At 48.4% G+C, this 22,800-nt stretch carries 22 protein-coding genes, 1 tRNA gene and 1 riboswitch; of the genes, 16 read left to right on the top strand and 7 right to left on the bottom strand.

Annotated features, from left to right (window positions below; genetic code table 11):
- The 4 genes from OSQ85_RS08090 (at position 1) to OSQ85_RS08075 (ending at position 3,111) form a co-directional block, all read left to right on the top strand.
- On the top strand, positions 1-411 hold the full coding sequence (locus OSQ85_RS08090; RefSeq protein WP_265822349.1) for a response regulator transcription factor: 411 nt from the start codon (positions 1-3) through the stop codon (positions 409-411).
- 71 nt (positions 412-482) lie between these two features.
- On the top strand, positions 483-2,648 hold the full coding sequence (locus OSQ85_RS08085) for a heavy metal translocating P-type ATPase (protein WP_265822348.1): 2,166 nt from the start codon (positions 483-485) through the stop codon (positions 2,646-2,648).
- Positions 2,648-2,857, top strand: coding sequence for a copper chaperone CopZ (copZ, locus tag OSQ85_RS08080; RefSeq protein WP_265822347.1), 210 nt, complete (start codon positions 2,648-2,650; stop codon positions 2,855-2,857). The genes OSQ85_RS08085 and copZ overlap by 1 nt, the downstream gene beginning before the upstream one ends.
- Entirely contained in the window at positions 2,854-3,111 is a 258-nt protein-coding gene (locus tag OSQ85_RS08075; RefSeq protein ID WP_265822346.1) for a metal-sensitive transcriptional regulator, read from the top strand. The genes copZ and OSQ85_RS08075 overlap by 4 nt, the downstream gene beginning before the upstream one ends.
- Before the next feature lie 313 nt (positions 3,112-3,424).
- Here OSQ85_RS08075 and OSQ85_RS08070 read toward each other — a convergent pair whose 3' ends face one another.
- Positions 3,425-5,248 carry a hypothetical protein gene (locus OSQ85_RS08070; protein ID WP_265822345.1) on the bottom strand — a complete coding sequence of 608 codons (1,824 nt, stop codon included), beginning with the start codon at positions 5,246-5,248 and terminating at the stop codon, positions 3,425-3,427.
- A 312-nt stretch (positions 5,249-5,560) separates the two neighbouring features.
- On the opposite strand from OSQ85_RS08070, the gene OSQ85_RS08065 reads away from it, so the two are divergent.
- The 11 genes from OSQ85_RS08065 (at position 5,561) to OSQ85_RS08015 (ending at position 16,661) form a co-directional block, all read left to right on the top strand.
- Positions 5,561-6,646 carry a type IV pilus twitching motility protein PilT gene (locus OSQ85_RS08065; protein ID WP_265822344.1) on the top strand — a complete coding sequence of 362 codons (1,086 nt, stop codon included), beginning with the start codon at positions 5,561-5,563 and terminating at the stop codon, positions 6,644-6,646.
- Entirely contained in the window at positions 6,646-8,220 is a 1,575-nt protein-coding gene (locus OSQ85_RS08060; protein ID WP_265822343.1) for an NFACT RNA binding domain-containing protein, read from the top strand. Before OSQ85_RS08065 ends, OSQ85_RS08060 begins: the two co-directional genes overlap by 1 nt.
- A gap of 69 nt (positions 8,221-8,289) precedes the next feature.
- Complete coding sequence (locus OSQ85_RS08055) at positions 8,290-11,115, top strand: cache domain-containing protein (protein ID WP_265822342.1); 2,826 nt, start codon at positions 8,290-8,292, stop codon at positions 11,113-11,115.
- Entirely contained in the window at positions 11,112-11,408 is a 297-nt protein-coding gene (locus OSQ85_RS08050) for an FAD assembly factor SdhE (protein WP_265822341.1), read from the top strand. The genes OSQ85_RS08055 and OSQ85_RS08050 overlap by 4 nt, the downstream gene beginning before the upstream one ends.
- A 77-nt stretch (positions 11,409-11,485) precedes the next feature.
- A complete protein-coding gene (locus tag OSQ85_RS08045; RefSeq protein ID WP_265822340.1) occupies positions 11,486-11,791 on the top strand; it encodes a hypothetical protein in 306 nt (101 codons plus the stop codon).
- A complete protein-coding gene (locus OSQ85_RS08040; RefSeq protein ID WP_265822339.1) occupies positions 11,788-12,786 on the top strand; it encodes a 2-hydroxyacyl-CoA dehydratase family protein in 999 nt (332 codons plus the stop codon). The genes OSQ85_RS08045 and OSQ85_RS08040 overlap by 4 nt, the downstream gene beginning before the upstream one ends.
- Positions 12,776-13,525 (top strand): acyl-CoA dehydratase activase, encoded by a 750-nt coding sequence (locus tag OSQ85_RS08035; RefSeq protein ID WP_265822338.1) that lies wholly within the window; start codon positions 12,776-12,778, stop codon positions 13,523-13,525. The genes OSQ85_RS08040 and OSQ85_RS08035 overlap by 11 nt, the downstream gene beginning before the upstream one ends.
- A gap of 97 nt (positions 13,526-13,622) precedes the next feature.
- Positions 13,623-14,900, top strand: coding sequence for an ATP-binding protein (locus tag OSQ85_RS08030; RefSeq protein ID WP_265822337.1), 1,278 nt, complete (start codon positions 13,623-13,625; stop codon positions 14,898-14,900).
- 333 nt (positions 14,901-15,233) lie between these two features.
- Positions 15,234-15,443, top strand: a complete 210-nt coding sequence (locus OSQ85_RS08025) for a type II toxin-antitoxin system Y4mF family antitoxin (RefSeq protein WP_265822336.1) — start codon at positions 15,234-15,236, stop codon at positions 15,441-15,443.
- A complete protein-coding gene (locus OSQ85_RS08020; RefSeq protein WP_265822335.1) occupies positions 15,436-15,744 on the top strand; it encodes a HipA N-terminal domain-containing protein in 309 nt (102 codons plus the stop codon). Before OSQ85_RS08025 ends, OSQ85_RS08020 begins: the two co-directional genes overlap by 8 nt.
- Positions 15,741-16,661 carry a HipA domain-containing protein gene (locus OSQ85_RS08015; protein WP_265822334.1) on the top strand — a complete coding sequence of 307 codons (921 nt, stop codon included), beginning with the start codon at positions 15,741-15,743 and terminating at the stop codon, positions 16,659-16,661. Before OSQ85_RS08020 ends, OSQ85_RS08015 begins: the two co-directional genes overlap by 4 nt.
- A gap of 108 nt (positions 16,662-16,769) precedes the next feature.
- Here the strand turns inward: OSQ85_RS08015 and OSQ85_RS08010 are convergent.
- The 6 genes from OSQ85_RS08010 to OSQ85_RS07985 all read right to left on the bottom strand — a co-directional run bounded on the left by OSQ85_RS08010 (position 16,770) and on the right by OSQ85_RS07985 (position 21,722).
- Positions 16,770-16,854 (bottom strand) — tRNA-Leu (locus OSQ85_RS08010).
- A gap of 71 nt (positions 16,855-16,925) precedes the next feature.
- Positions 16,926-18,542 (bottom strand): sodium:solute symporter family protein, encoded by a 1,617-nt coding sequence (locus tag OSQ85_RS08005; RefSeq protein ID WP_407649347.1) that lies wholly within the window; start codon positions 18,540-18,542, stop codon positions 16,926-16,928.
- A 5-nt stretch (positions 18,543-18,547) separates the two neighbouring features.
- Positions 18,548-18,727 carry a symporter small accessory protein gene (locus tag OSQ85_RS08000; protein ID WP_265822332.1) on the bottom strand — a complete coding sequence of 60 codons (180 nt, stop codon included), beginning with the start codon at positions 18,725-18,727 and terminating at the stop codon, positions 18,548-18,550.
- Between the two features lie 72 nt (positions 18,728-18,799).
- Positions 18,800-19,489 (bottom strand): anaerobic ribonucleoside-triphosphate reductase activating protein, encoded by a 690-nt coding sequence (locus OSQ85_RS07995; RefSeq protein WP_265822331.1) that lies wholly within the window; start codon positions 19,487-19,489, stop codon positions 18,800-18,802.
- Positions 19,486-19,656: an anaerobic ribonucleoside-triphosphate reductase gene (nrdD, locus tag OSQ85_RS07990; RefSeq protein ID WP_265822330.1), complete on the bottom strand. Its 171-nt coding sequence runs from the start codon at positions 19,654-19,656 to the stop codon at positions 19,486-19,488. Before nrdD ends, OSQ85_RS07995 begins: the two co-directional genes overlap by 4 nt.
- A gap of 35 nt (positions 19,657-19,691) precedes the next feature.
- Complete coding sequence (locus OSQ85_RS07985) at positions 19,692-21,722, bottom strand: ribonucleoside triphosphate reductase (RefSeq protein WP_265822329.1); 2,031 nt, start codon at positions 21,720-21,722, stop codon at positions 19,692-19,694.
- A gap of 114 nt (positions 21,723-21,836) precedes the next feature.
- Positions 21,837-22,046: riboswitch (cobalamin riboswitch) on the bottom strand.
- A 208-nt stretch (positions 22,047-22,254) separates the two neighbouring features.
- Between OSQ85_RS07985 and OSQ85_RS07980 the strand changes: the two genes are divergently transcribed.
- Complete coding sequence (locus OSQ85_RS07980) at positions 22,255-22,617, top strand: helix-turn-helix domain-containing protein (RefSeq protein ID WP_265822328.1); 363 nt, start codon at positions 22,255-22,257, stop codon at positions 22,615-22,617.
- The last annotated feature ends 183 nt before the right edge of the window (positions 22,618-22,800 follow it).

Genomic DNA, 22,800 nt, shown 5'->3' with positions numbered 1-22,800 from the left:
ATGACTGAACTGAATGATTTGAAAAACCTGTCAGCCCTTTTTGTGGAGGATGACAGCTACGCCAGAAGAGCCATGGAGAGCATCCTGCGCAATATTTTCGGGCAGGTTATTATGGCGGACAACGGCAGGAACGGGCTGGATGTTTTCGGTAAATCCTCTGTTGATGTTGTGATAACGGATCTGTGGATGCCTGAGATGACCGGGTTTGAGATGATAGCCGGAATGAAGCAGCTTAACCCGGAACTGGTGGTGGTCGTGATGTCTGCCTATGATGTGCCGGATTATGAAAAGCGTGCCGAGAACTTAGGTATCTTCGGGTTCCTTAAAAAACCTTTCACCTTATCCGACTTTGAGGCGGTGCTTAAAAAGGCCGGATGCAGAGCCGCTGAAATCAGGCGCTTGACGCAGTAATCCTTTTTTTGCCAAAATTTTTACTTGATCTGTCGGTTTAAAGGCGTAGTATACCCTTACGGGGTATATGTATGAAAGAAGAAAGCGTAAAACTCAGCATAACCGGAATGACATGCTCTGCATGCTCATCACGAATAGAAAGAAAGCTCACTAAACAGAAAGGCATATCCGAAGTGGCCGTAAACCTCAGCACAGCGAAGGGGCGGGTGGTTTATGACAGGGAAATCCTCAGGGAGGAAGACATTATCCGCTTCATAGAGGATATAGGCTTCGGAGCCGCCAAAGAGGCGGGCGACCCGGCAGAGGCCGAAAGGCACACCAAGATAATCCTCATTCTTTCCGTTATTTTCACCCTCCCCATGAGCCTCTCCATGTTTGACCATGTATTTGGGCTCAATGTTTTTCCCCTGATTTTTATGAATAAGTGGGTGCAGTTTGTGCTGGCATCGTTTGTTCAGTTTGCGGGCGGGTGGCGGTTCTATAAGGGGGCTTACGCCAATCTTAAGCACGGCTCAACCAATATGGATGTGCTTGTGGCAATGGGAACCACAACGGCGTATCTGTACAGTGTTGTGAGCATGTTCTTTGACGGGCATCTGTACTTTGAGGCTTCGGCCATGCTGATTACCCTTGTGCTTCTCGGCAAGTATCTGGAAGGGATAGCGAAAGCCCGCACGGCGGATGCGCTCAGGAGCCTGATGGAGCTCGGTGCGAAAACCGCCGTTGTCCTCCATGACGGCAAAGAGGCTGAGGTGGGCGTGGAATCGGTGATGGTCGGTGAAACCCTTGTGGTCAAGCCCGGAACAAAGATTCCACTGGACGGGGAGATAGTCTCCGGTTCTTCTTACATAGACGAATCCATGGTTACGGGTGAGAGTCTGCCTGTTCTGAAAGAAACAGGAGCAGAGGTCACTGGCGGAACCGTGAACGGCGGCGGAACCATCCTTGTGCGTGTAACCCGAATCGGGGCGGACACCCTCCTCAGCAGGATAATCCGCATGGTGGAGGATGCGCAGGCGGTTAAAGCACCGATCCAGCGCATGGCGGATGTTATCTCGTCATACTTCGTGCCCCTTGTGATTATCTTCGCGCTCATGGCCTTTACCTTCTGGTTTTTCATACTCGGAGCAGGCTTCACCAAGGCAATTATCATATTCACCAGCGTTATAGTTATCTCCTGCCCCTGCGCTCTGGGACTTGCCACGCCGACATCAGTAATGACCGCAACAGGCAGGGCGGCCTCCTTCGGGGTGCTCTTCAAGGGAGGTGAGCATCTGGAAAAACTCAGCCGCACAGACACTCTTGTCCTTGATAAAACAGGAACTGTCACGGAGGGCAGGCCCGCAGTGAGAGAGATCGAAACTGCGCCCGGCTTTACAAAGGATGAGGTGCTGAAATTTGCCGCTGCTGCGGAAATGCTCTCAGAGCACCCATTGGCGAAGGCGGTTATAGAAGCGGCAGCGGGGCTTGAGCTTCCCGCGGCGGAGAATGCCGTGACTGATGCCGGTAAAGGGATAAAGGCGGATGTATGCGGCAGAACGGTGACAGCCGGAAGCAGGAGGCTTGCTGAGGCAGACTTTTCATCTCTTGAAAAACAGGCGGAAGAGTTTGAATCCCTTGGCCGGACTCTGGTTTATGTAACAATAGACGGACAGGCGGCAGGGCTGCTTGCCGTTTCGGATAAAATAAAAGACGGTGCGGCGGTCCTCGTGGAATATGCCGGAAAACTGGGCATGGAGGTATTCATGCTCACCGGAGATACAAAAAAGGCAGCCGAAGCCGTGGCGCATGAGGCGGGGATAAGGCATGTCATAGCCGGAGTTCTGCCGGACGGCAAAAAGGACGTAATCGAAAAACTTAAGGCAGACGGCAGAACCGTTGCCATGGTGGGGGACGGAATAAACGATGCGCCTTCTCTCGCCCTTGCGGATGTGGGGGTAGCCATGGGTACGGGTACTGATGTGGCCATAGAGACATCGGGCGTTACACTGCTTAAGGGTACGATGAAGGAGCTCGGAATCGCCCTGAAAATAAGCAGAAGCGCAATGACTAACATAAAGCTCAGTCTGTTCTGGGCACTGATATATAACATAATGGGAATCCCCCTTGCGGCAATGGGCTATCTCAGCCCGGTTATTGCGGGTGCGGCTATGTCGTTCAGCTCGGTTTCTGTGGTGCTGAATGCGCTGCGGCTTAAGAGGTGGAGCCCTGATAAATATTTAAGGAGAGTGCATTAATGGAAAAAGCGGAACTTAAAGTTGACGGAATGAAGTGCGGACACTGCAAAATGGCAGTGGAAAAAGCCCTCGGCGGCGTTGCCGGTGTGGCATCGGTTAAGGTGGATCTCGCCTCGAAGTCGGTAGAGGTTGAGTTTGACGGAGCAAAGGTGAGCCTTGAGGAGATTAAGGAAACGATCACTGACGAAGGTTATGAGGTAAAATCTTGAAACACGCCGATACTCTGGACAGGCTGAAAAAAATTCAGGGGCAGATAGGCGGCATAATCCGCATGGTGGAGGACGGCTCATACTGTATAGACATAGTGAACCAGATCTCCGCCGTGCGGGGCGGGCTTGACAAGGTCACGCTTATGGTTCTGGAAAAACACCTGAAAAGCTGCGTTTCCTCCGCCATCAAGGAAGACCACCCTGACGCCGCCATCGAAGAATTGATGGGCACTATCCAAAGATATATAAAATAATTAAAGCCCTACAGTTCCATGGATGGAACTGCGCCGTGCGCAGCGAAGCCTTGCTTTGCAAGGCGCGAGCGTGTATTCAAAATTTCCATGGATGGTAAATTTTGAATAATCAGGGAAAGAGTCTGCGCCGTGCGCAGCGAAGCCTTGCTCTGCAAGGCGCGAGCGTGTGTAAAATCAGGCAGGATGCACTGATTTTACTATCAAGTCGAAGAATTGATGGGCACTATTCAAAGATATATAAAATAGTTTAACCTCCGCAGCCCTCACAAATGAGGGTCTGCGGAAGATTTTTCAGATACTGCTGCTTTCTGCCCTAATTAAACTGATAGCCGCATACTTTGTGTGAGCCGCTGTAGTAATCCTGCCACCCGGTAGTCTGGGTCTGAATCATCTGGGCTACGCCGTCCACAGTTTCGGATACGCCGATGGATGTGAGATACTGCTTCACGCTTGTGGCCGTTGTTCCGTAACGGATTACAGCAACAATAAGATCCCCTATGCGGCTGTTGGTATCCCCGCCCATTTTATGGCCCGCAATGGAGATATTAAACTTAGAAGCGTATTTATAAGCCTGTCCGGCAGAGGCAAAGGCAAATCCCCACCATGAGCCGCCCACAAGTGTTTCCTGAGCGATGAGCTTGATCAGATAAGCCGCATCGCTTATCGCAGACTGAGCAAGGGCGCTGCCGGGTCTCTGATACCAATGGATATTCCAGTGGTCCGCCACCTGTCCGTGTACAGCCCATTCGCTTACGGCAAGTCTTATACCTCTGCCGAATCTGGGGGTTCTGAGGCTGCTCCACGGGCTCTTGTTGCATATCCCTGATGTTGCTCTGACAGATGTATCATCATGGGAGTGGAGATCCTCCATTGTGATTTTCTGATAAGGTGTCCGCACAGTCCTTGCCGCAGTTGTCCCGGAGAGAGCTGAACTTCCCGCTGCGGAAAGATTGTCTGATAAATCATAGGTTCCTGTGGCGGTAGCGCAGGATGATTCCCCGTCCACCAGCACAATTTTCCCGTCTTTATCATGAAGACATGCGGCTCCGTGCTCGTCCCCCTCATTTGCGCCGTCAAGGTCATCGTTATATGTATGGGTGTAGTATTCGTAATCCGTATCAAGATACCCGCCGCCTGTAATATTGGGTATTATGAGTGCTGCCTCCGGCATGAGCGCATCAACAGCCATAAGGCAGTCAACGTCTTCATTCATTTTAGCTGTTCCGTGTATCCTTCCGAGGGTTGATGAAACCAGGTTTCCGGAAGCGCCGAACACAAATTTTGCGTCATATGAGGGGATCTGATGGCTGTTCAGATTTTCCAGAAACCATATAATCAGCCCGAAGTTCCGCGCGACTGCTTTTTCCTCCTCCTCGCTGACTGTATCGCTGTTTTTCGTGAGGAGTGCTCCTGCGTGGCTGTTGCTTAAGTCATCCACAAAGAAAACAAGGCTGGCGCTTATTGCATAATCCCATTCCGCTGCGGCAGGGTTGATAAATTCGCTGAAACTGTCATCTGCCTCAATCTCAGTTACTGTATCAGAACAGGCAGAGAGATCAGGATTCTGCGATGTAAGCTCAAAAGGAAGAATAATGTTAAGGGTAATGACCGATTTCTGAACTCCGGTTTCGGTGTAAACCCCGTCTGCCACGGAGATGGATTTAAACTCAACCGAGTGAAGGGTATTCAGGGATGCTATATCATTCACACCGCTGAAAAGAGGGAAGTTTCCGACAGCCTGATGGAGCTTGGCGGTCACCGAAGGGTGAGTGAATATTTCGTCAATAAATTCCGTGATGCTGTTCTCGTATCTTGCTGCTGCGCTTTCGCCCAAAGTTTCTTTAAGGGCTTCCCTGTCAAGTCCGAACGCCCAGCCTGCCATATTATCTCTGGCTGCGTATGAGGCGTAATCAGATAAGGGCGAATCGCCTATCTGTCCGCTGAGAAGGCTGGTCTGTGTGAGGTTGAAAAGGCCTGATGAACTGAATGTTGCGGTATGCCCCGTTTCCGGTTCAGGCAGCATGGAATATACTGACTTCTCACCTTTTGAAGAGCCCGATCCTGAGCCGCATCCTGCGATAAGTATTTGCAGACAAATTAGAAAAGCAATGAAGACATTGACGTGTTTTCTGTGCATTGCACACCTCCGGTTATGAAGATGATACCATATTCCATGTGGTTGTCAGGAAAATGACATATTTTTTTTCACGGAGAATGCATAAAAAATGCCGGTCGCATTGGGGGCGCGACCGGCCAAGCATGTGTGTTAAGGAGGGGAGGGAAAATTTCCTTGTTTATAAGATTGGTTCCGGTCTTTTATTTGTCAACAAAAAAAGTCCGAATTAAACGGAAAAATTTGCACACTAACTTTTCCTGTTCCTCATAAGCTCTTTAAATCACGAAAAATGTGGTGTAAACTGACTAAGTTATTACTCCTCCGGAGGGGAACATGCCTAAGATAGACGCATTTTTCAACCATTTGATGAACGAGGGCGGCAGTGACCTGCACCTTTCCGCAGGTGTGAAACCGCAGATGAGAAGGCACGGCGAGCTTACGGAAATCCCCTTTAAGTATGATAAACTCACCAACGAAATGCTTACGGAGCTTCTTTCAGAGATATGTCAGGAAGAGCAGTGGAAGAAGTTTCTTGATAAAAAAGATCTGGATTTCGCTTACGAGATTCCCGGTAAGGCGCGCTTCCGTGCCAATTACTATTACCAGAAAAGGGGCATGGGCGCTGTTTTCAGGATAATTCCCGATACTGTCCTCACTGTGGAGCAGCTTGGTCTGCCGCAGCAGGTGCTGAGGTTTGCAGATTACAGCAGGGGACTTATCCTTGTTACCGGAGCGACGGGAAGCGGCAAATCAACCACCCTTGCCGGAATAATAGACTACATCAACAAAAACAGGCCGGATCACATCCTCACTGTTGAGGACCCGGTGGAGTTTGTGCATAAACCCGCCAGATGCCTCATCAACCACCGTGAAGTCGGCGCACATACACAGAGCTTCGCCGCTGCCCTTAAGGCTGCGCTCCGTGAAGACCCTGACGTTATTCTGGTGGGTGAGATGCGCGACCTTGAAACCATCGAACTTGCCATAACAGCCGCCGAGACGGGACACCTTGTCTTCGGCACTCTGCATACCAATTCCGCCGCAAAAACAGTGGACAGGATAATAGATGTTTTCCCCGAAGGCAGACAGGCGCAGATCCGCGCCATGCTCAGCGAATCCCTGAAAGGCGTTGTCTGCCAGCAGCTTTTCAAAAGGACGGACAAACCCGGCCGTGTCGCGGCACTTGAGATAATGTTTGTGAACAGCGCCATAGCCAACCTTATCAGGGAAGGCAAAACCTTCCAGATTCCATCCAGCATCCAGACCGGAAAAGCCGAAGGGATGCAGCTTATGGACGGGGCAATCAAAGACCTGCTTACTGCGGGCAGGATCTCACCGGAGGAAGCATACGCCAAATGTTTTGACAAAAAGGCGTTTGCCAAATATCTGGATACTCCCCCTGCGGAAGCTGAGGGTTAATGGACGGACTCACACTCACTAAAGCCGTCCGTCTGCTCAATGCCGAGTTTGCCGGGAGCAAGCTGAACCGTATCGGCGTTACGGATGATTCGCTTTATCTGTCCCTTTACTCTGAGGGAGCAAAATATATCCGTATCCGCTGCGGCGATTCACCGGCGCTTTTCCCTGCGGACAAGTGTGACGGTTCACAGTCCGACAGGCTGGATGCTCTGAGCGGGGCCACGCTTAAATCCATAGACTGCCGCAGGTATGACCGTCTTGTGCGGTTCACTTTCCTTAAGCGCCGCCCCAGCGGAAAAATCATCCAGTACAGGCTTATGGCTGAGCTCATCGGCAGAATGTCCAACGCAGCCGTGATTGACGGTGAAGGGACTGTGCTTTTTCTGCTGAACAGAAGCAACGCCGATGCGGACAGGGCGTTCGGCATAGGTGAAAAATATGCCGCGCCGAAGGCAAACAAACGTCTCAGTCTGGAAAATCATGAAAACTGCGGAAACTTTGCCGAGCTTGCGGGTTTTTATCCGCTCACGGTTAAGCATGCGGAAAAGCTGAGGGCATCGGGTTTTTCGTTTGCAGAAACCTGTATGTACATAAACAGCTGCATCCTTGATGATGACAGGTTTTACATCACGGAAAACGGAAAAGTGATCCCTTTTAAGTCTCCGGAGGCGGAGGAGAGTATAAACCTTGCTCAGTATGCCCGTATTCTCAGCGGGGATGCGGAGATAAAAAAGAGCGGCGCAGCGAAGAAGCGTCTGCTGAAATTTTATGAGAAGCAGCGCAAAAAATATACTTCTCTCATGGCTGAGCTTGAAAAGGAGCTTAAGGAAGCCTCGCTCTGGAGGGACACCTATGAGAAAGGCATACTGCTGCGTGACAACCTCGCTGAGATAGACGGACGCACAGGGGAGATGGAACTCAGTTTCTACACCGAAACAGGGGTGGAAAAGCGCATATTCGTGATACCCGAAGGCGAAAACCCTTCCGCCCTCACGGGAAAGCTGTTCAGAAAAGCGGCTAAGATGGAGCGCTCCGTTTTCAGGATAGAGGAGAGAATCAAAGAGATAGAGCAGTTTCTGGAAGGCATAGAGGAGCAGATCTATTTCATAGAAAACTCCGCCGGCGAGGAGGAGCTTTTAGCCCTTGAGGATGAAATGCGCCGAGGTGACAGAACAAAAAGCAAGCAGGAGATAAAGCAGAAGCAGTTTATGTGCTTTCAGCTTCCCTGCGGCAAGGCATACGCCGGGCGAAACTCGGTCACCAACCATCGTCTGGTTTTTCAGTTCGCCAAGCCTGATGATTACTGGTTCCATGCGCAGAAAATACCCTCCGCCCATCTCATACTCCGCTGCGAAACCCAGCCGGATGAGGATGACATACTACAGGCCGCCGCCATAACCGCCGCTTTCAGCAAGCATAAGGGCGAAGCTAAGGTAACTGTTGACTACACAAGGAAAAAACACGTTAAAAAGCCCAAGGGCACACCGCCGGGCTTTGTTATTTATCATAAATTCGGTTCGGTAACTGTTCAGCCTGCGCAGGAAGAGGAGCTTGACAGGCTGAAAACGGATTAACTTTTTGCTTTTATTGGAAAATAGCTATTTAGGTGTTAGAATTATATAAATATTTATTTAAGGTGAAAGGTGTCAAAATCCAACTCTCTTGGCAGAACATATTTTCTGACAAGTCTTGCCGCTGTTTTTCTGTTCGTTATTCTTTTTTCCTCGTTTCTTGCCTATCACGAGTATAAGGACTTTGCCGTCAAAAGCGCCGAAGTTGATGAACGGCTGCTGAGGGAAGGGAAGGAAAACCTCCAGACAATGACTTACCGGGTTGCCACGTTCATTGAAAATGAAAAAAGCCTCGCAGAGGAAAAACTGAAAGCGCAGGTGAGAAACAGGCTGAACTACGGTTACGGTTTTGTGGAAAACGTCTATCTCAAATACGGGAAAACAGAGCCCAGAGAAAAAGTCATCCGGATGATAACCGAAGTTTTCTCTGATTTAACATTCGGTGCGGACAGCTATTTCTTTATATTCGATAAAGACTACAGGCAGATACAGGGCGACTTCGGCCTGCCGCATGATATAAATCTTTCTGAAATGACGGACTACAGGGGCAGATACGTAATCCGCGAAATAAAAGAAACTGCCATGAAGGGCGGCGGTTTTGTAACCTACCAGTGGAAAAAGCCCGGCGTGAGCGACTTCTCCTACGGAAAAATCTCCTACGTAAGGTATTTTGAACCCTATGGACTGATTATCGGTACAGGCGGCTATGTTCAGGATGTTGCGGAGGATGTTAAAAGGGAGGCCTTACAAAGGATAGAGCACCTAGTCAGCAATGATAAGGCATTTTTCTACATTCTGGATAATTCCGGCCGCGTACTCAGCCATTCCGATGCGGGGCTCATAGGCAAAAAAGCAGATGAAGCAGATAACCCTGTGAAGCAGAGGGCGCTTAAAAGCATTCTGGCATTTGCAGAAACTGACACCGAAGGCTATTACGGTTTTGACTGGGTGCGTGACGGGGCGGGTTCCCCTTCCTCCATGGCATCCTACAACCTTAAATATCCTGAATGGAACTGGGTAATAGGCTCTGCGATATATGTTGATGATGTCCGCAGAATAATAGACCAGGACAAACATGAGCTTCAGATGGGTCTGCTCAGGTCAATGTCCATAGTAGGGCTTTCATTTATAATTGTTTTCGCGACAGCGTATTTCATCGCCAAGCGCTTTTCCGGCATGCTTGAGGGCGAGTTCCGCAAGTTTTTGGACTTTTTCTCCGGTGCGGCGGAAAACGGCGCTATTATAGATGCAAAGAGCATGAAGTATGAGGAGTTCAGGCAGCTTGCCGTTTACGCTAACCGGATGAATGAGGAAAACAGGCTCAACACAGTGGAGCTTGAAAAGGCAATGGACGCGGCGCGTAAAGCGAGCAGCACCAAGTCCGAGCTTATTTCACATATCAGCCACGAGCTGCGCACACCGCTGGCAGGTGTTCTTGGCTTTATTGAGCTTCTGGACGGAACAGAGCTTGATAAAATTCAGAAAAGATTCCTGCGCATCATAAAACACAGCTCAAGCAACCTTGTGGGCGTTGTGAACGATATACTTGATTTCTCCAAGCTTGAGACCGGAAGCCTTGACCTTAATTACGACAGGTTCAGCCCGCTCAGCACATTCGAATCCATGAGCGAGCTTTTCGGCTTCATGGCTTCGGAAAGCGGTGTTGAGTTCGCATTCTATATTGATCATGATATTCCGGCGGAGCTTTCGGGTGATGTGGTGCGAATCAGTCAGGTTCTCTCAAACCTTGTGGAAAACGCTGTCAAATTCAATTCTCCGGGCGGTTACGCAAAGCTTGACATCACCGCTGTGACAAAGAGTGACGGCTCCGTCCGCCTCCGTTTCAGTGTGGAGGACAGCGGCACAGGGGTCAGCGAGGAGAAAGAGGCGGAACTGAGAAAGCTTTTCTCCGAGTATGATACCGAAATTGCCGAAAGATTTGAAGGCTTGGGCGGCATAGGGCTCAGTGTCTCATCTGACATAGTGAAGCTCATGCACGGTGAAATAGGTTTTTCAAGACCTGAGAAGCAGGGTTCAGTTTTCTGGTTTGAGCTTGATTTCAGAGTGATCAGCCCCAAACCTGCTGTGGATGCGGAACGGGTGCGTGATTGCTATTCCGCTGTTTTCGTCAGTGATGAAATGGGTGAACCTGGCGTGACCGAAAACCAGATAATGCGTTATCTTGAGGCCTTCGGCAATGAGGCAGCGTATTTCTCATCCCTTGAAGATATTGAGAAACTTCCGTTTCTGGATGTGGTGTTTTATGTCTATTCTGAAAACACAAAGGATAAATTTCTCGAAAGCATCCGCACACACGAGGGTGTGCCTATTGTCCTTGTGATGGATATGCATAAACGCTTCGAAGAAGAGGGGCTGAGAAAACGTGCATCCTCGGTTCTGCTGAAGCCTATAGGAATTTCAGATATTTATGAGTCCGTTTATATCGCAATAAGCTACATGAATGATGAACCCGCCGGAGATGAAAAGCAGACAGGCAGAACCGCCGTATTTCACGGCACGGCTCTGGTTGCGGAGGATAACCCAGTGAACCAGAAAATGGTCAGGCTGATCCTCAAGGAGCTTGGGCTTGAGAGCGTCTGTGTGGACAACGGGCGCAAGGCAGTTGAGGCGTTCAGACAGGGCGGGTTTGATATTGTGATAATGGATATAAACATGCCGGAACTCGGCGGAATCGAGGCGGCAAAGCTGATAAACGAATATGAAAAAATAAATTATCTTAAGCATGTGCCCGTTATCGCCCTCACCGCATACGCCATAAAAGGGGACAGGGAGCGTTTTATGGAGGCCGGAATGGATGATTATCTTGCAAAGCCTGTGGGTATTGATATTATGAGGGAAACATTACAAAAACATTTGAAGGGCGGTAATAACGGATGAAAGACACTCCTCTTTTTAAAAAAGCTCTCTTTCTCGCTGCAAGGCGCGCCATGCTTGAGAACGAAATGATTGTCCGCGAGTTTGTGGAGCACAATCTTCCTGCGCACTACACCGAGCAAGACATGGAGGAGCTCTGTGAGCTGCTTCTCAAAATTTTCGATAACGATCTTTTTGATATAGTCATGGGGCAGAAAACCTCGGAGCAGTTCGAAGGTCAGTACAATGTGCGTCTGCTTAAGGATATTGAGAAATACGCCGCAATCTACCGCGAGAATAAAAAGATAAAAAAGTAACCCTCCGCCGGGGCTTGTTTTTCAGAGCATATGTGCGTATATTTATCCCCGTTCTTACTTTTTTTAACAGGTGATTTATGTATCAGGAAAGGTGGATGCTTGTCCGCGAGGACATGACATGGGACGAAGTGCGCCCTGAGGAAAAGGGGGGCGTGTTTCATATTCATATTTATAAGAAGAAAAAGGATCTGGAATGCTCTCTTGCGGCAAAAAACGAAACCACAAAGGTTTACAGACTTAAAGATATGATAACTGACGAAATTTATGATTTGGTGGACTTCGCCGAAATGGACAGAATGTTTGAGGAAAACAAAATCATCTTCCGCAACCGCAGAGGGCTTCATAAAGAAGTCCGCAGGTATATAGACTTCAGCCTTACATGAAAAAACGCATAGGCTTCACCACCACAATCCCCGTTGAAATAATCCTCGCCGCCGGGCATGTTCCGGTGGATCTCAACAATATATTCATAACCGACAAAGACCCGACCGCCTTTATTGACTACGCGGAGACGGAAGGCCTTCCCCGCAATATATGCGCGTGGATCAAGGGGATATACACCGCTGTGATAAGGGGCAGTATTGATGAGGTTATCGCCGTGACTGAGGGGGACTGCAGCAACTCCCACGCACTGGCGGAGCTTTTCATGGAGCACGGAATCCCCGTTCACAGCTTCGCCTACCCCTTCGGCAAGGAGGACAGGCGGAGCTTTCTTGAGCGTGAGTTCAGGTCGCTGGCAAAGTCCCTCGGCACAACATATGAAGCCGCAGAGGAATACACAAAGCGCACAGACCCCATCCGTGCGAAGCTCCGCAGGCTGGACGCTCTTACTGCACAGGAAAAAGCATCAGGGTTTGAAAACCACCTCTGGCTTGTGACCTCCACCGATTTTAATACGGAGCCTGTTTCATATGAGGCGGAGCTTGATGCGAAACTGGCGGAGATAGAGATGCGCAGCAGCGCAGGACGGAAGATACGCATAGGTGTTCTGGGCGTTCCCACCATATATGACGATATGTACGGCTTCATAGAGGAGAAGGGGGCATCCGTTGTTTTCAACGAGATCCAGAGGCAGTTCGCCATCCCCAGCACAAACCCTGACTATATAGCAAGATACGCCGAATACACTTATCCGTATGATGTTTTCGGCCGCATACAGGACATCAGGCAACAGACGGCAGAGCGCCGAATAGACGGACTGATACACTACGTGCAGTCGTTCTGCTACCGCCAGATGCAGGACATCACCATCAGAAAGCATATGGACGTGCCCGTGCTCACGATAGAGGGAGATTCCCCCTCCGGCATAGACGCACGGACGAAAATACGCATAGAATCATTCATAGAGATGCTGGAGGCACGGAAAAATGACCGTTAAAGCGGGAATAGACCTCGGCAGCAGATACGTTAAGCTCGCCTTTCTGAAAGACGGCGAAATCACATACCGCAGGTGGGATACGGCGGAGTTTTACCGCTCATTCGTCAGGCGCGGGGCGGAAGGACTGGTCATAGATCTGGACGCTGCCGGACTTGAACACGTAGATTCAATAACTGCAACGGGTTACGGCCGCAACCTGCTTAATTTTGCAAACGCTAACGTAATCTCCGAGATAAAAGCACACTTCAAAGGCGCTCTTGAAGCCACAAAAGAGAAGGACTTCGTTCTGGTGGATGTCGGCGGGCAGGACAGCAAGGTTATCTGCGTGCAGAACGGATATATTGAAGACTTCGTGATGAACGATAAATGCGCCGCAAGCACAGGACGCTTTCTGGAGAACGCATGCGGCATACTGCGGATAACTCTGGATGAGCTTGCGGAAATGACCGAAAACCCAGTAAAGCTCAGCTCCACCTGCGCCATATTTTCCGAAAGCGAAATAATCGGCAAAATAGCCGAAGGCTACACAACAGAGGAGATCGGGGCGGGCGTTAACGAATCCATAGCCCGCAGACTGTACCCGCTTATGAAAAAATTCAGAGCTGAGAAAATCTTCGCCGCTGGCGGCGTGGCGGCAAACAGTGGGCTTATTCACTTTCTCAGCGAAATGGCGGGACGCAGGATAGAGGTTCTCCCCGACAGCCAGTACAACGGATGCAGAGGTTGTCTGGGGTATTGAGGTTTCTATCCTTCCACGGAAGGATAGAAAGCGGCTTTTTTGTCCTTGTCAAGAAGGATAAAGATACTTATATTTATCCTTGTATGGGAGGATAAATATGAGAGAAACCTTTAAAACCCTTATCACTGACTTTCAGGAACGCAAACCGGATAATATCATACCCAGAGAATATGATATTCCCGTGGACAGTGAAAAGATAGTCTCTCTGGTAGGTGTACGGCGCTGCGGAAAGACAAGTATTCTTTTTGATATTATAAACTCCCTCAAGAAAAAGGTTCCTTCCGAAAATATAATCTATGTAAACTTTGAGGACGACCGCCTGTTTCCTACAGAATTGGGCGATCTGAATCATATCATGGAGGGTTATTATGAGATGCATCCTGAAAAAAGGCATGAAACAGTATATGTCTTCCTTGATGAGGTGCAGAACATTGCCGGATGGGAAAGATACGTGCGGAGAATATACGATACTCTGAACATACGGGTTTTTGTTACAGGTTCTTCCTCAAAGCTTCTCAGTAAGGAAATAGCCACATCGCTCAGGGGCAGAACCCTCACTTATGAAATTTTCCCTTACTCTTTTGCAGATTTTATAAAAGCAAAAGGTATAAAGGTCAATTTCAACAGTTCAGATTCCGTAAGCTATATAAAAAACGCTCTTAGTGAGTATCTCACAGACGGCGGATTTCCCGAAACAGTATTGCAATCTGCTGATATAAAAAGACGTATTCTCAGGGATTATCTGGATCTTATAGTCTATAAGGATATAGTGGAGAGATACGGAGTAAAAAATAATAGCCTGCTCAAGCATATAATTAAATACAGCTTTTGCAATATAGGCACACTTGTGAGCCTGAACAAGCTTTACAATGATCTGAAATCACAGGGGTATAAACTCAGCAAGGATACAGTTTTTGATTATTATTCATATCTGGAAGACGCTTATGCTGTTTTCAGCATTCCTGTTTTCAGAAACAGTATAAGGGAAGAAAACCGCAACCCCAGAAAAATATATTCAGTGGATAACGGTTTTAAGGGAGTTTACGATGCTTTTGTTACGGACGATTTCAGTAAACTATACGAAAATGCCGTGTTTCTGCATCTTCGCAGACAGACGGCTGAGATCTACTACTACAGCGGAAAACAGGAAGTAGATTTCTACTGCGTTGCAGAAGGTAAAAAGACTCTGGTAAATGTCAGCTATAAAATTGACAGCCCCAAAACAAGAGAACGTGAGCTAAACGGGCTTCTTGAAGCAATGGAATATTTTAAAATGAGCGAGGCTTATCTTATCACTACTGATGAAGAGGAAACATTTCAGCAAGATGACCGGACTATACATATTCTGCCGCTCTGGAAGTGGCTGCTGCGGTGATCTCAGGTTTTTGGCGTAACAAATGCAAAACGCTTTTATGCGATTGAGAAAGTTTTACAGGCCGTCCTAGATTATTTCGATTATCCATGACAGCCCCGAAAATAATCACAACGGCTTTAATGCAATATTCTCTGCACACCTTTGCTGACTCCATTCATCTGTCAAATTTTCCCTTTATAACTGGAATATGCTGCCAATCAACAGCTTTTTTAGCTCTCTCTGATGATAATCAGATAAAATTCCCTTTATAACGGTAAAATACTTGTTTTTTTATTGCTTCTGGGTTAATAATATCTATAAACATGAAATTTTCCCTTTATGGAGGGTATCTGTATGGAACTTGCTGAGATAATTAAAGATGCAAGGAAGGCGGCAGGGCTGACACAGAAAGAGCTTGCGGAACATGCCGGTGTTGCGAAAAACCTCATTTATGACCTTGAAAAAGGCAAAATGACAATCAGATACGAAAATATTTTAAAGGTTCTGCACATCCTTAATATTAAAGTGAAATACATTTCTCCGTTAGGCGGTAAAGATGCGTAAGGCGCTTGTATACCAACAGGGGATACCTGCCGGATTTCTCACTGAGACTGAACGCGGGTACGAATTTCAATATCTTCCTGATTATGACGGAACAGCAGTTTCGCTCACACTTCCTGTGGCAGGTAAATCTTATCAGTTTGATGATTTTCCGCCTTTTTTTGACGGACTTCTGCCGGAGGGTTATCAGCTTGAATCACTGCTGAGAAGGCTCAAGATCGACCGCAATGATTCTTTTTCACAATTAATGGCTGTGGGGGCTGATCTTGTCGGTTCGGTCACTGTGGAAGAGGTGGCGGAATGAGATGCCCGGTCACCTACGAAGAGACGAATTACAGATACAGTGAAGCGGGTTTGAAAACCATTAACCGTAACCTGAAAGAACTGCATGATCTGCCTTACACGAAAGATGAGCTCCGCATTGAGGCAGCGGCAAGGTCTGAAAAAATGTCTATTCAAGGTGTTCAGCCGAAGCTGTCCGCAAGGCTGAATGTCAAGGGATGCGTTTTTGAGCTTACGGACAGGGGCGGGCAGTATATTCTAAAGCCGCAGTCTGCCGGTTACCCTGAACTGCCTGAAAATGAAGATCTGACAATGCGGCTTGCAAAATCTTACGGGCTGGATGTGCCGCTTCATTTCATGATTTACGGCAAAGACGGTGCACTCACGTATGTAATTAAGCGTTTTGACCGTGCTGGGAAAAACAGGAAACTGTCTGTTGAGGATTTTGCCCAGCTATCCGGAGCTACAAGGGATACCAAGTACCGCTCCAGCATGGAGCAGGTGGCGAAAATAATAGAAAAATACTGCACTTTCCCGCAGATAGAAAAAGAGAAGCTTTTTAAGCTGACCCTGTTTTCGTTTATCACAGGAAACGAGGATATGCACCTGAAAAACTTCTCTCTGATATATGAGGGCGATAAAGTTCAGCTTTCACCAGTTTATGATCTCCTCAACACAACCGCAGCTGTTCCCAACCCCATAGAAGAGCTTGCATTGCCGCTTAATGCCAAAAAGAACAGAATAACCAAAGCCGACCTTGTGGATTATTATGGGAAAGAAAGGCTTGGTCTGAATGAGAGGGTGATCGATAAGGCACTGTCATCGCTTAAAGCTGTTTCTGCCGGCTGGGGAAAGACAATTGAAATCAGCTTTCTTTCCGCAGGCATGAAGGAAAAGTATTTAAGGCTGCTCACGGAACGCCGGGAAAGATTATTTTAAATTAAGGAACGATGTAGTCATTTGTAGTCACTTTCGGTTGGCGCAGGTTCCCTTTCTCGTCCCCTGTAAATAAAAAAGCCCCTGACTGATGTCAGAGGCTTTTTCATATGCCGAGGGGGGGACTCGAACCCCCACAGGATTAACTCCCACAGGTACCTGAAACCTGCGTGTCTACCAATTCCACCACCACGGCTTAGCATAATAGGGAAAGAAATATTATGATTTCCTTAATCCGTTGTCAACAGATAAATCCCTTATCTTTATTTATTTCCCGATGCCGTGAAAGCATTTTTCCACATGTTCCTTCGGAAGCTGTTTCCCTGCGAATGCTGTGGCAAGTGTAATCAGCGCCGACACGGGCAGACCTATCACAAGCGGGTCAACCGCCGCCCAGATAGTGCCCTCCGCCAGAGAGTTCACGCCGAAAACCGCCTTGCAGATCATCATCGGCCCTGAAACCTTGTCATGCACAAAGAAAAGCCAGAAAAAGCTGATTATTGTGCCTGCCGTAAAGCCTGTGAATGCGGAGAATTTCGTGATCCGCCTTGAGTATATCGCTCCGAAATACAGCGGCAGGAAGGCTGCGGCGCATATGCCGAAGAATATGGCGGTTCCCCTTGCGATTATCGCTGTTCCGCCGTCAAAGAAAAGCGGCAGCCCCCATGCAAAGAAGTAGCTGAGCATGATCGTGAAGATTATGCCCGCTTTTGTGATAAGAACCGAATTGCCCGATTTCCCCAGCCATTTTTCATAGATATCCCTGCCGAGGGAGGTTCCCATGGCATGAAACTGTGAGCTCAGCGTACTCATTGCCGCTGAAAGCATGGTTATGGTGAATATAGCGGTAAACCACTGGGGCATAGCCTTGCTTATATAGAGAGGGATAATCTCCTCCACATTTTTGTTGGCGGCGATGAGCGATATTTTCCCCGCCGTTTCCTCATTCATATAATAGAAATACACATTTGACAGTGCGCCGACTATGAACGCCACTCCCACAGCCACAAGAACGAACACCCCTCCTATGAGCACGGCACGGTTAAGCTCCCTGTTGCTTTTAACGGTCATGAAGCGGACGATAAGCTGAGGCTGAGCCAGAACGCCTATCCCCACGCCCATTACCATAGTGGTAACCACCGTCACCCAGAAGGGGGAGCCGAGGGTGGGAAACGATGTCCATCCTGTGTGCCCCTGAGCGCCGAATATGCTCACGGCAATGTCCGCCATGTCTGTAAGTTTCTGATGAGCCTCGACTACTCCGCCCATTTTCCAATAGGTGAAAAAGAGCAGAATGATCATCCCCGCAAACATCACAGAGCCCTGAAAGGCATCTGTATACATAACACCTTTCAGCCCGCCCATTACAACGTAAACTGCCACTATAACAGTAAGAAAAAACAGCGCGGCGTTATAATTAACGCTTAATATCTGCGCTATGAACTTTGCGCCGCCCATGAGAACCACGCTGGCGTAAAGGGGCATTGCGACGAATATGAGAAGCCCAGCGAGCCCCTGAAGTGTGCGGGACTGAAAACGCAGACCTATAAACTCAGGGAAGGTATGGGCATTGAGATTCAGCCCCATGACCCTTGTGCGTCTGCCGAAAAAGACAAAGGCGATAAAAACGCCCACGAAAATAGTAAGAACAGTAAGCCAGAGAAGGCTCATGCCGAAAACAGCCGCCGCGCCGCCGAAACCCACAATCGCCGAGGTGGAGATAAACGTTGCGCCGTATGACATAGCCATCACGAAGGGGTGGATCTGCCGTCCGGCGACCATGTAATCCGCAGTGCTGACAGTGCCTTTATAGGCCTTAACAGTGAGCCAGCCGACTATGGAAAGATAGATTATGACAACAAATGTAAGAAGAGGCAGACTCATTTCCATCAGAGCGTCTCCTCAACTTTTCTTTCTTCCTCAGCCCATGCCTGTTCCTGAATAAATTCCTCATCGGTCATGATGTAGCCTTTGTTCCAGTTGATTATTCCGTAAATGATGCAGAGCACGGCGCTGAGAAGCATGAGAATAAACCCCAGCGGAACCGCCCATCCTGATAAACCGAGCATGTAAGCCCCCAAGAAAACAAATTAAATTTCGGAAGCTTACATTTTTTGAGAATTACAGACAATAAAAAACTGTCACTCCCGGACAGTGACCTTGCCGAAATGGGATTCAAAGAGGGTTTTCAGCGAATAAAACTCTGCCTTGGTCATAGGCGGAGAGAAGCGTTTGTCCAGAAGCGGCGTTGATCTTTGAAGAAACTGTAAAGCCAGAGGCACATCCCGCGCAAAGTCCGCCAGCCAGAAGAGTGATTCCTCATCCGGCTTTTTCCATGCGGTATAGCGCAGTTCAAAGGGTATGCCGCTCTCCTTGAGAGCCCGGATAGTTTTCACAAAAGGCTCGGTGGAGCGGGCTGAGCGGGTCATGTATTCTATGTCCTCCGCGCAGAAGCCTTTTATGTCCACCGCTGCGTAATCGATAAGCCCTTTTTCAAGGAGCGGGAACAGCCTTGCCGGGGCAAAGCCGTTGGTGTCCAGCTTGATCTTGATTCCGTCATTTTTGAGAAAAGTGACAAAATCCGTGATATGATCTGAAAAAAGAGGCTCGCCGCCTGTTACGGCGACGGCCCCTATATTTCTTACAGCCATATAAGAAAGAAACTCGGATGACTTATTGTCCCTTTTTCTGCCGGTTACCAGAAGGGGGTTGTGGCAGTATCTGCACCTTAGGTTGCAGCCGTGGGTGAAGACAGTTGCCGCCACCTCTCCGGGGTAATCTATGAGACTGACGGGCGTAAAGCCTGCAATAAAGAAGTCTGTGTGACTCATTTGGAAACTCTGAAAGTCCCCCTGTTTATAAATTCCTCTTTTTTCCCTTCGTTCCAGTGGCTTGTGGGGCTGTGGTAGCCGACCACTCTGCTGTAGACATCGCAAGTTGTGCCTTTCACTTCTGCCATTTCTTTTTCCAGTGCTTTGATTTTCTCAAGCTTTTCCATTTTGTGCCTCCTTGCGCTTTTATGTATTTAAGGTCTTATATTTCGGCCTTAAGCTTTTCCAGTTCTTTAAAAATTTCCGCCTTTTTCTCCTCAGCGCAGAGCGGGCACTCAGGGTGTTTGCCCTTGAGGTAGCCGTGCACCGGGCATACGGAGAATGTGGGGGTTATTGTTATATAAGGTATTTTGTAGCAGCATGTTATTTCTTTCAGCAGTTTGCCCACTGCCGAGGGATCGTCTATGGATTCCCCAAGGAAAACGTGGAACACGGTTCCGCCTGTGTAAAGAGGCTGGAGCCTGTCCTGATGATCCAGCGCGGCGAAGAGATCTTTCGCCTTCTCCACCGGAATCTGCGTGGAGTTGGTGTAATACGGGCGGTCAAGGGAGCCGGATGTGATAATTTCCGGATAGTCCTTGATGTCACGCTTGGCAAGGCGGTATGAAGTGCCTTCTGCGGGCGTTGCCTCAAGGTTGTAGAGCATGTCGTCATCTTCCTGAAACTGTGCCAGCTTGCCGCGCATGAAGTTAAGTATCTTTTCGGCGAATTCAAGGCCTTCTTTATTCATAATATCCACACCGATGAAGTTCAGCGCAGCCTCGTTCATGCCTATTATGCCTATGGTGTTGAAATGGTTTTTCCAGAACTGGCCGAAACGGGCATGAATGTCCTCAAGGTAGAACCTTGCATAAGGATAGAGCCCGTTTTCTGTCAGCTTTTCAAGGGATTTGCGCTTTATCTTAAGGCTGTCGCGGGCAAGCTCCATGAGGGAGGAAAGCCTTTCGAAAAATTCCTCCTCGCTGCCTGCGGTATAGCCTATTCTGGGCAGGTTTATGGTTACAACGCCTATGGAACCTGTAAGCGGGTTAGCGCCGAAGAGACCGCCGCCGCGCTTGCGGAGTTCCCTGTTGTCCAGACGGAGACGGCAGCACATGCTGCGTGCATCCTCCGGGCTCATGTCACTGTTTACAAAGTTGGCAAAGTACGGGATTCCGTATTTCGCCGTGATTTTCATCAGCTCAGCCACTATGGGGTGTTCCCAGTCGAAATCCTTGGAAACGTTGTAAGTAGGTATGGGGAAAGTGAAAATGCGCCCTTTGGCGTCCCCCTCCATCATGACTTCCATGAACGCGCGGTTGATGAGGAACATCTCCTCCTGAAACTCGCCGTAGGTTCTGTCAGTCATTTCACCGCCGATTATCACCGCCTCATCCCTGTGGGTGGAGGGAACGTACAAGTCCATGGTGAGGTTGGTGAACGGAGTCTGGAAACCCACACGGGTGGGAACGTTAAGGTTGAAGACGAACTCCTGCATAGCCTGTTTGACTTCCTTGTAGGAGAGCTTGTCATAGGCTATGAACGGGGCAAGATATGTGTCGAAGTTGGCAAACGCCTGAGCGCCCGCCGCCTCCCCCTGCAATGTATAAAAGAAGTTGGCTATCTGTCCCAGCGCTGTGCGCAGGTGCTTGGCGGGTTTGCTCTCCACCTTGCCCGCAACTCCGCGGAACCCCTTCATCAGCAGGTCTTTTAAGTCCCAGCCGCAGCAGTACACCGCGAGCAGACCGAGATCGTGTATGTGGAAATCCCCTTCCGTGTGCGCTCTCTGCACTTCGGGCGGGTAGATTTTGTTCAGCCAGTACTTGGCGGTTACTGTGGATGAAATGTAGTTGTTCAGCCCCTGAAGAGCATAGGTTGTGTTGCTGTTTTCGTTTACACGCCAGTCACTTCCGCCGAGATATGTTTCCACTATGGATTCAAACCCCTCCATGCTGTCGGTGAGCGAGCGCATATCTGCACGCTGTTTTCTGTATATTATAAATGCTTTGGCAGTTTTGGCATGCCCCTGTTCAATGAGCACCTTCTCCACGCAGTCCTGTATCTCCTCAACAGAGCAGGAGCCGTAGCGCTCATAAGCATCGGTGAGCTTTCTGGTAACTATAAGGGAAAGGGCGGCGGCATTGTTTCTGTCGGTTCCGCCGACAGACTTTGCGGCCTTGAAAATGGCGTTTGCTATGCGTTCCTGATCAAAGGAAACAAAGCGCCCGTCACGTTTCATAACTTTTTCTATCATATAATCAATCCTCCGTAAAATAAGCGTAGTTCGAGCGGGAGGATGTTTAACAGCTAAAGATTATATGCGCTGAAATAACGGCGGCGTGTGATAATCTCATCCATCCCTCCGATGGGCAGTTTATTCCGCGGGGCAGGTATCCTGACTTGCCGTCGTCCTACTTGCTCAGCCTTCCCGTACATATTACAGTGGCGAAGAAAAGGAGCGTTCGTCCGGCTCACAGTTGCGGGGGCAGTGACGGATTTTAACCGCGCTTCCCTGAATCCCGTTGAGTTATTCTGCTATGAAGAGATCGATAAGTCAACCCTGATTTGGGTGAAAGGAGATAAAAAAGCTCCTGATTAAAAAACAGCCGTTTCTCAAGCCCGCCCCCGCCATGTTTTCAGGAGACGGCGGGCATTTGTCAGATGTAAATTCGTGTTCGATTTTTGCAATATTATATCTTTTAAGATGCAATTTCAAGTGTATATTATATTATATATGCCTTATAAGATAATGTATTGAATCAGGGGATTACTGTATTCTTAACAGTATGAACAGGATTGAACAGGTAAGGAACAATATTCTTGAGGCTATTGCGGAATCCGGTCTTTCACGGCTAAAGGTGACAGAGAAGGCGGGTATATCATACCAGCATCTCACGCGCTTTCTTAACAACAGCACCGGCGGCGAGATAGGTATCGGCATACTGTACAGGTTGGCGGAAGTTCTTAATGTTCCAGTGAGCTATCTTCTTGGAGATACTGATAAATCAGGAGAATACAAACTCACCTCATGCGGAGCGCAGATCCCCCCTGAGTGGGATAAAGTAATGAAAACCGTGATGAAGATGGATGAGCGGGAGCAGGAGAAAGTATATAAAATGCTTTCAACCTTTATTGAACTGATGAAGTGATGCGGTCATCATTCAGCTTTTCTTTATGTTAGATATTCTGGTTTTTCAGGCATGATTGCTGTGTTAAAGTTTGAATTAATAAACACAAGGTTATTTAATTTCCAATTCTCAGTCTGTATGTTATTGGACAAATTCTGTAAAAAAACCATAATATTGCTACATTTCGTCTAAAATACACTTGAC

Origin of the sequence: Geovibrio ferrireducens (genome assembly GCF_026226615.1) — a bacterium.
GTDB classification, from domain to species: Bacteria; Chrysiogenota; Deferribacteres; order Deferribacterales; family Geovibrionaceae; genus Geovibrio; species Geovibrio ferrireducens.
The sequence above is the reverse complement of the archived record's forward strand: the minus strand, read 5'-3'. Positions and strand labels throughout refer to the sequence as shown.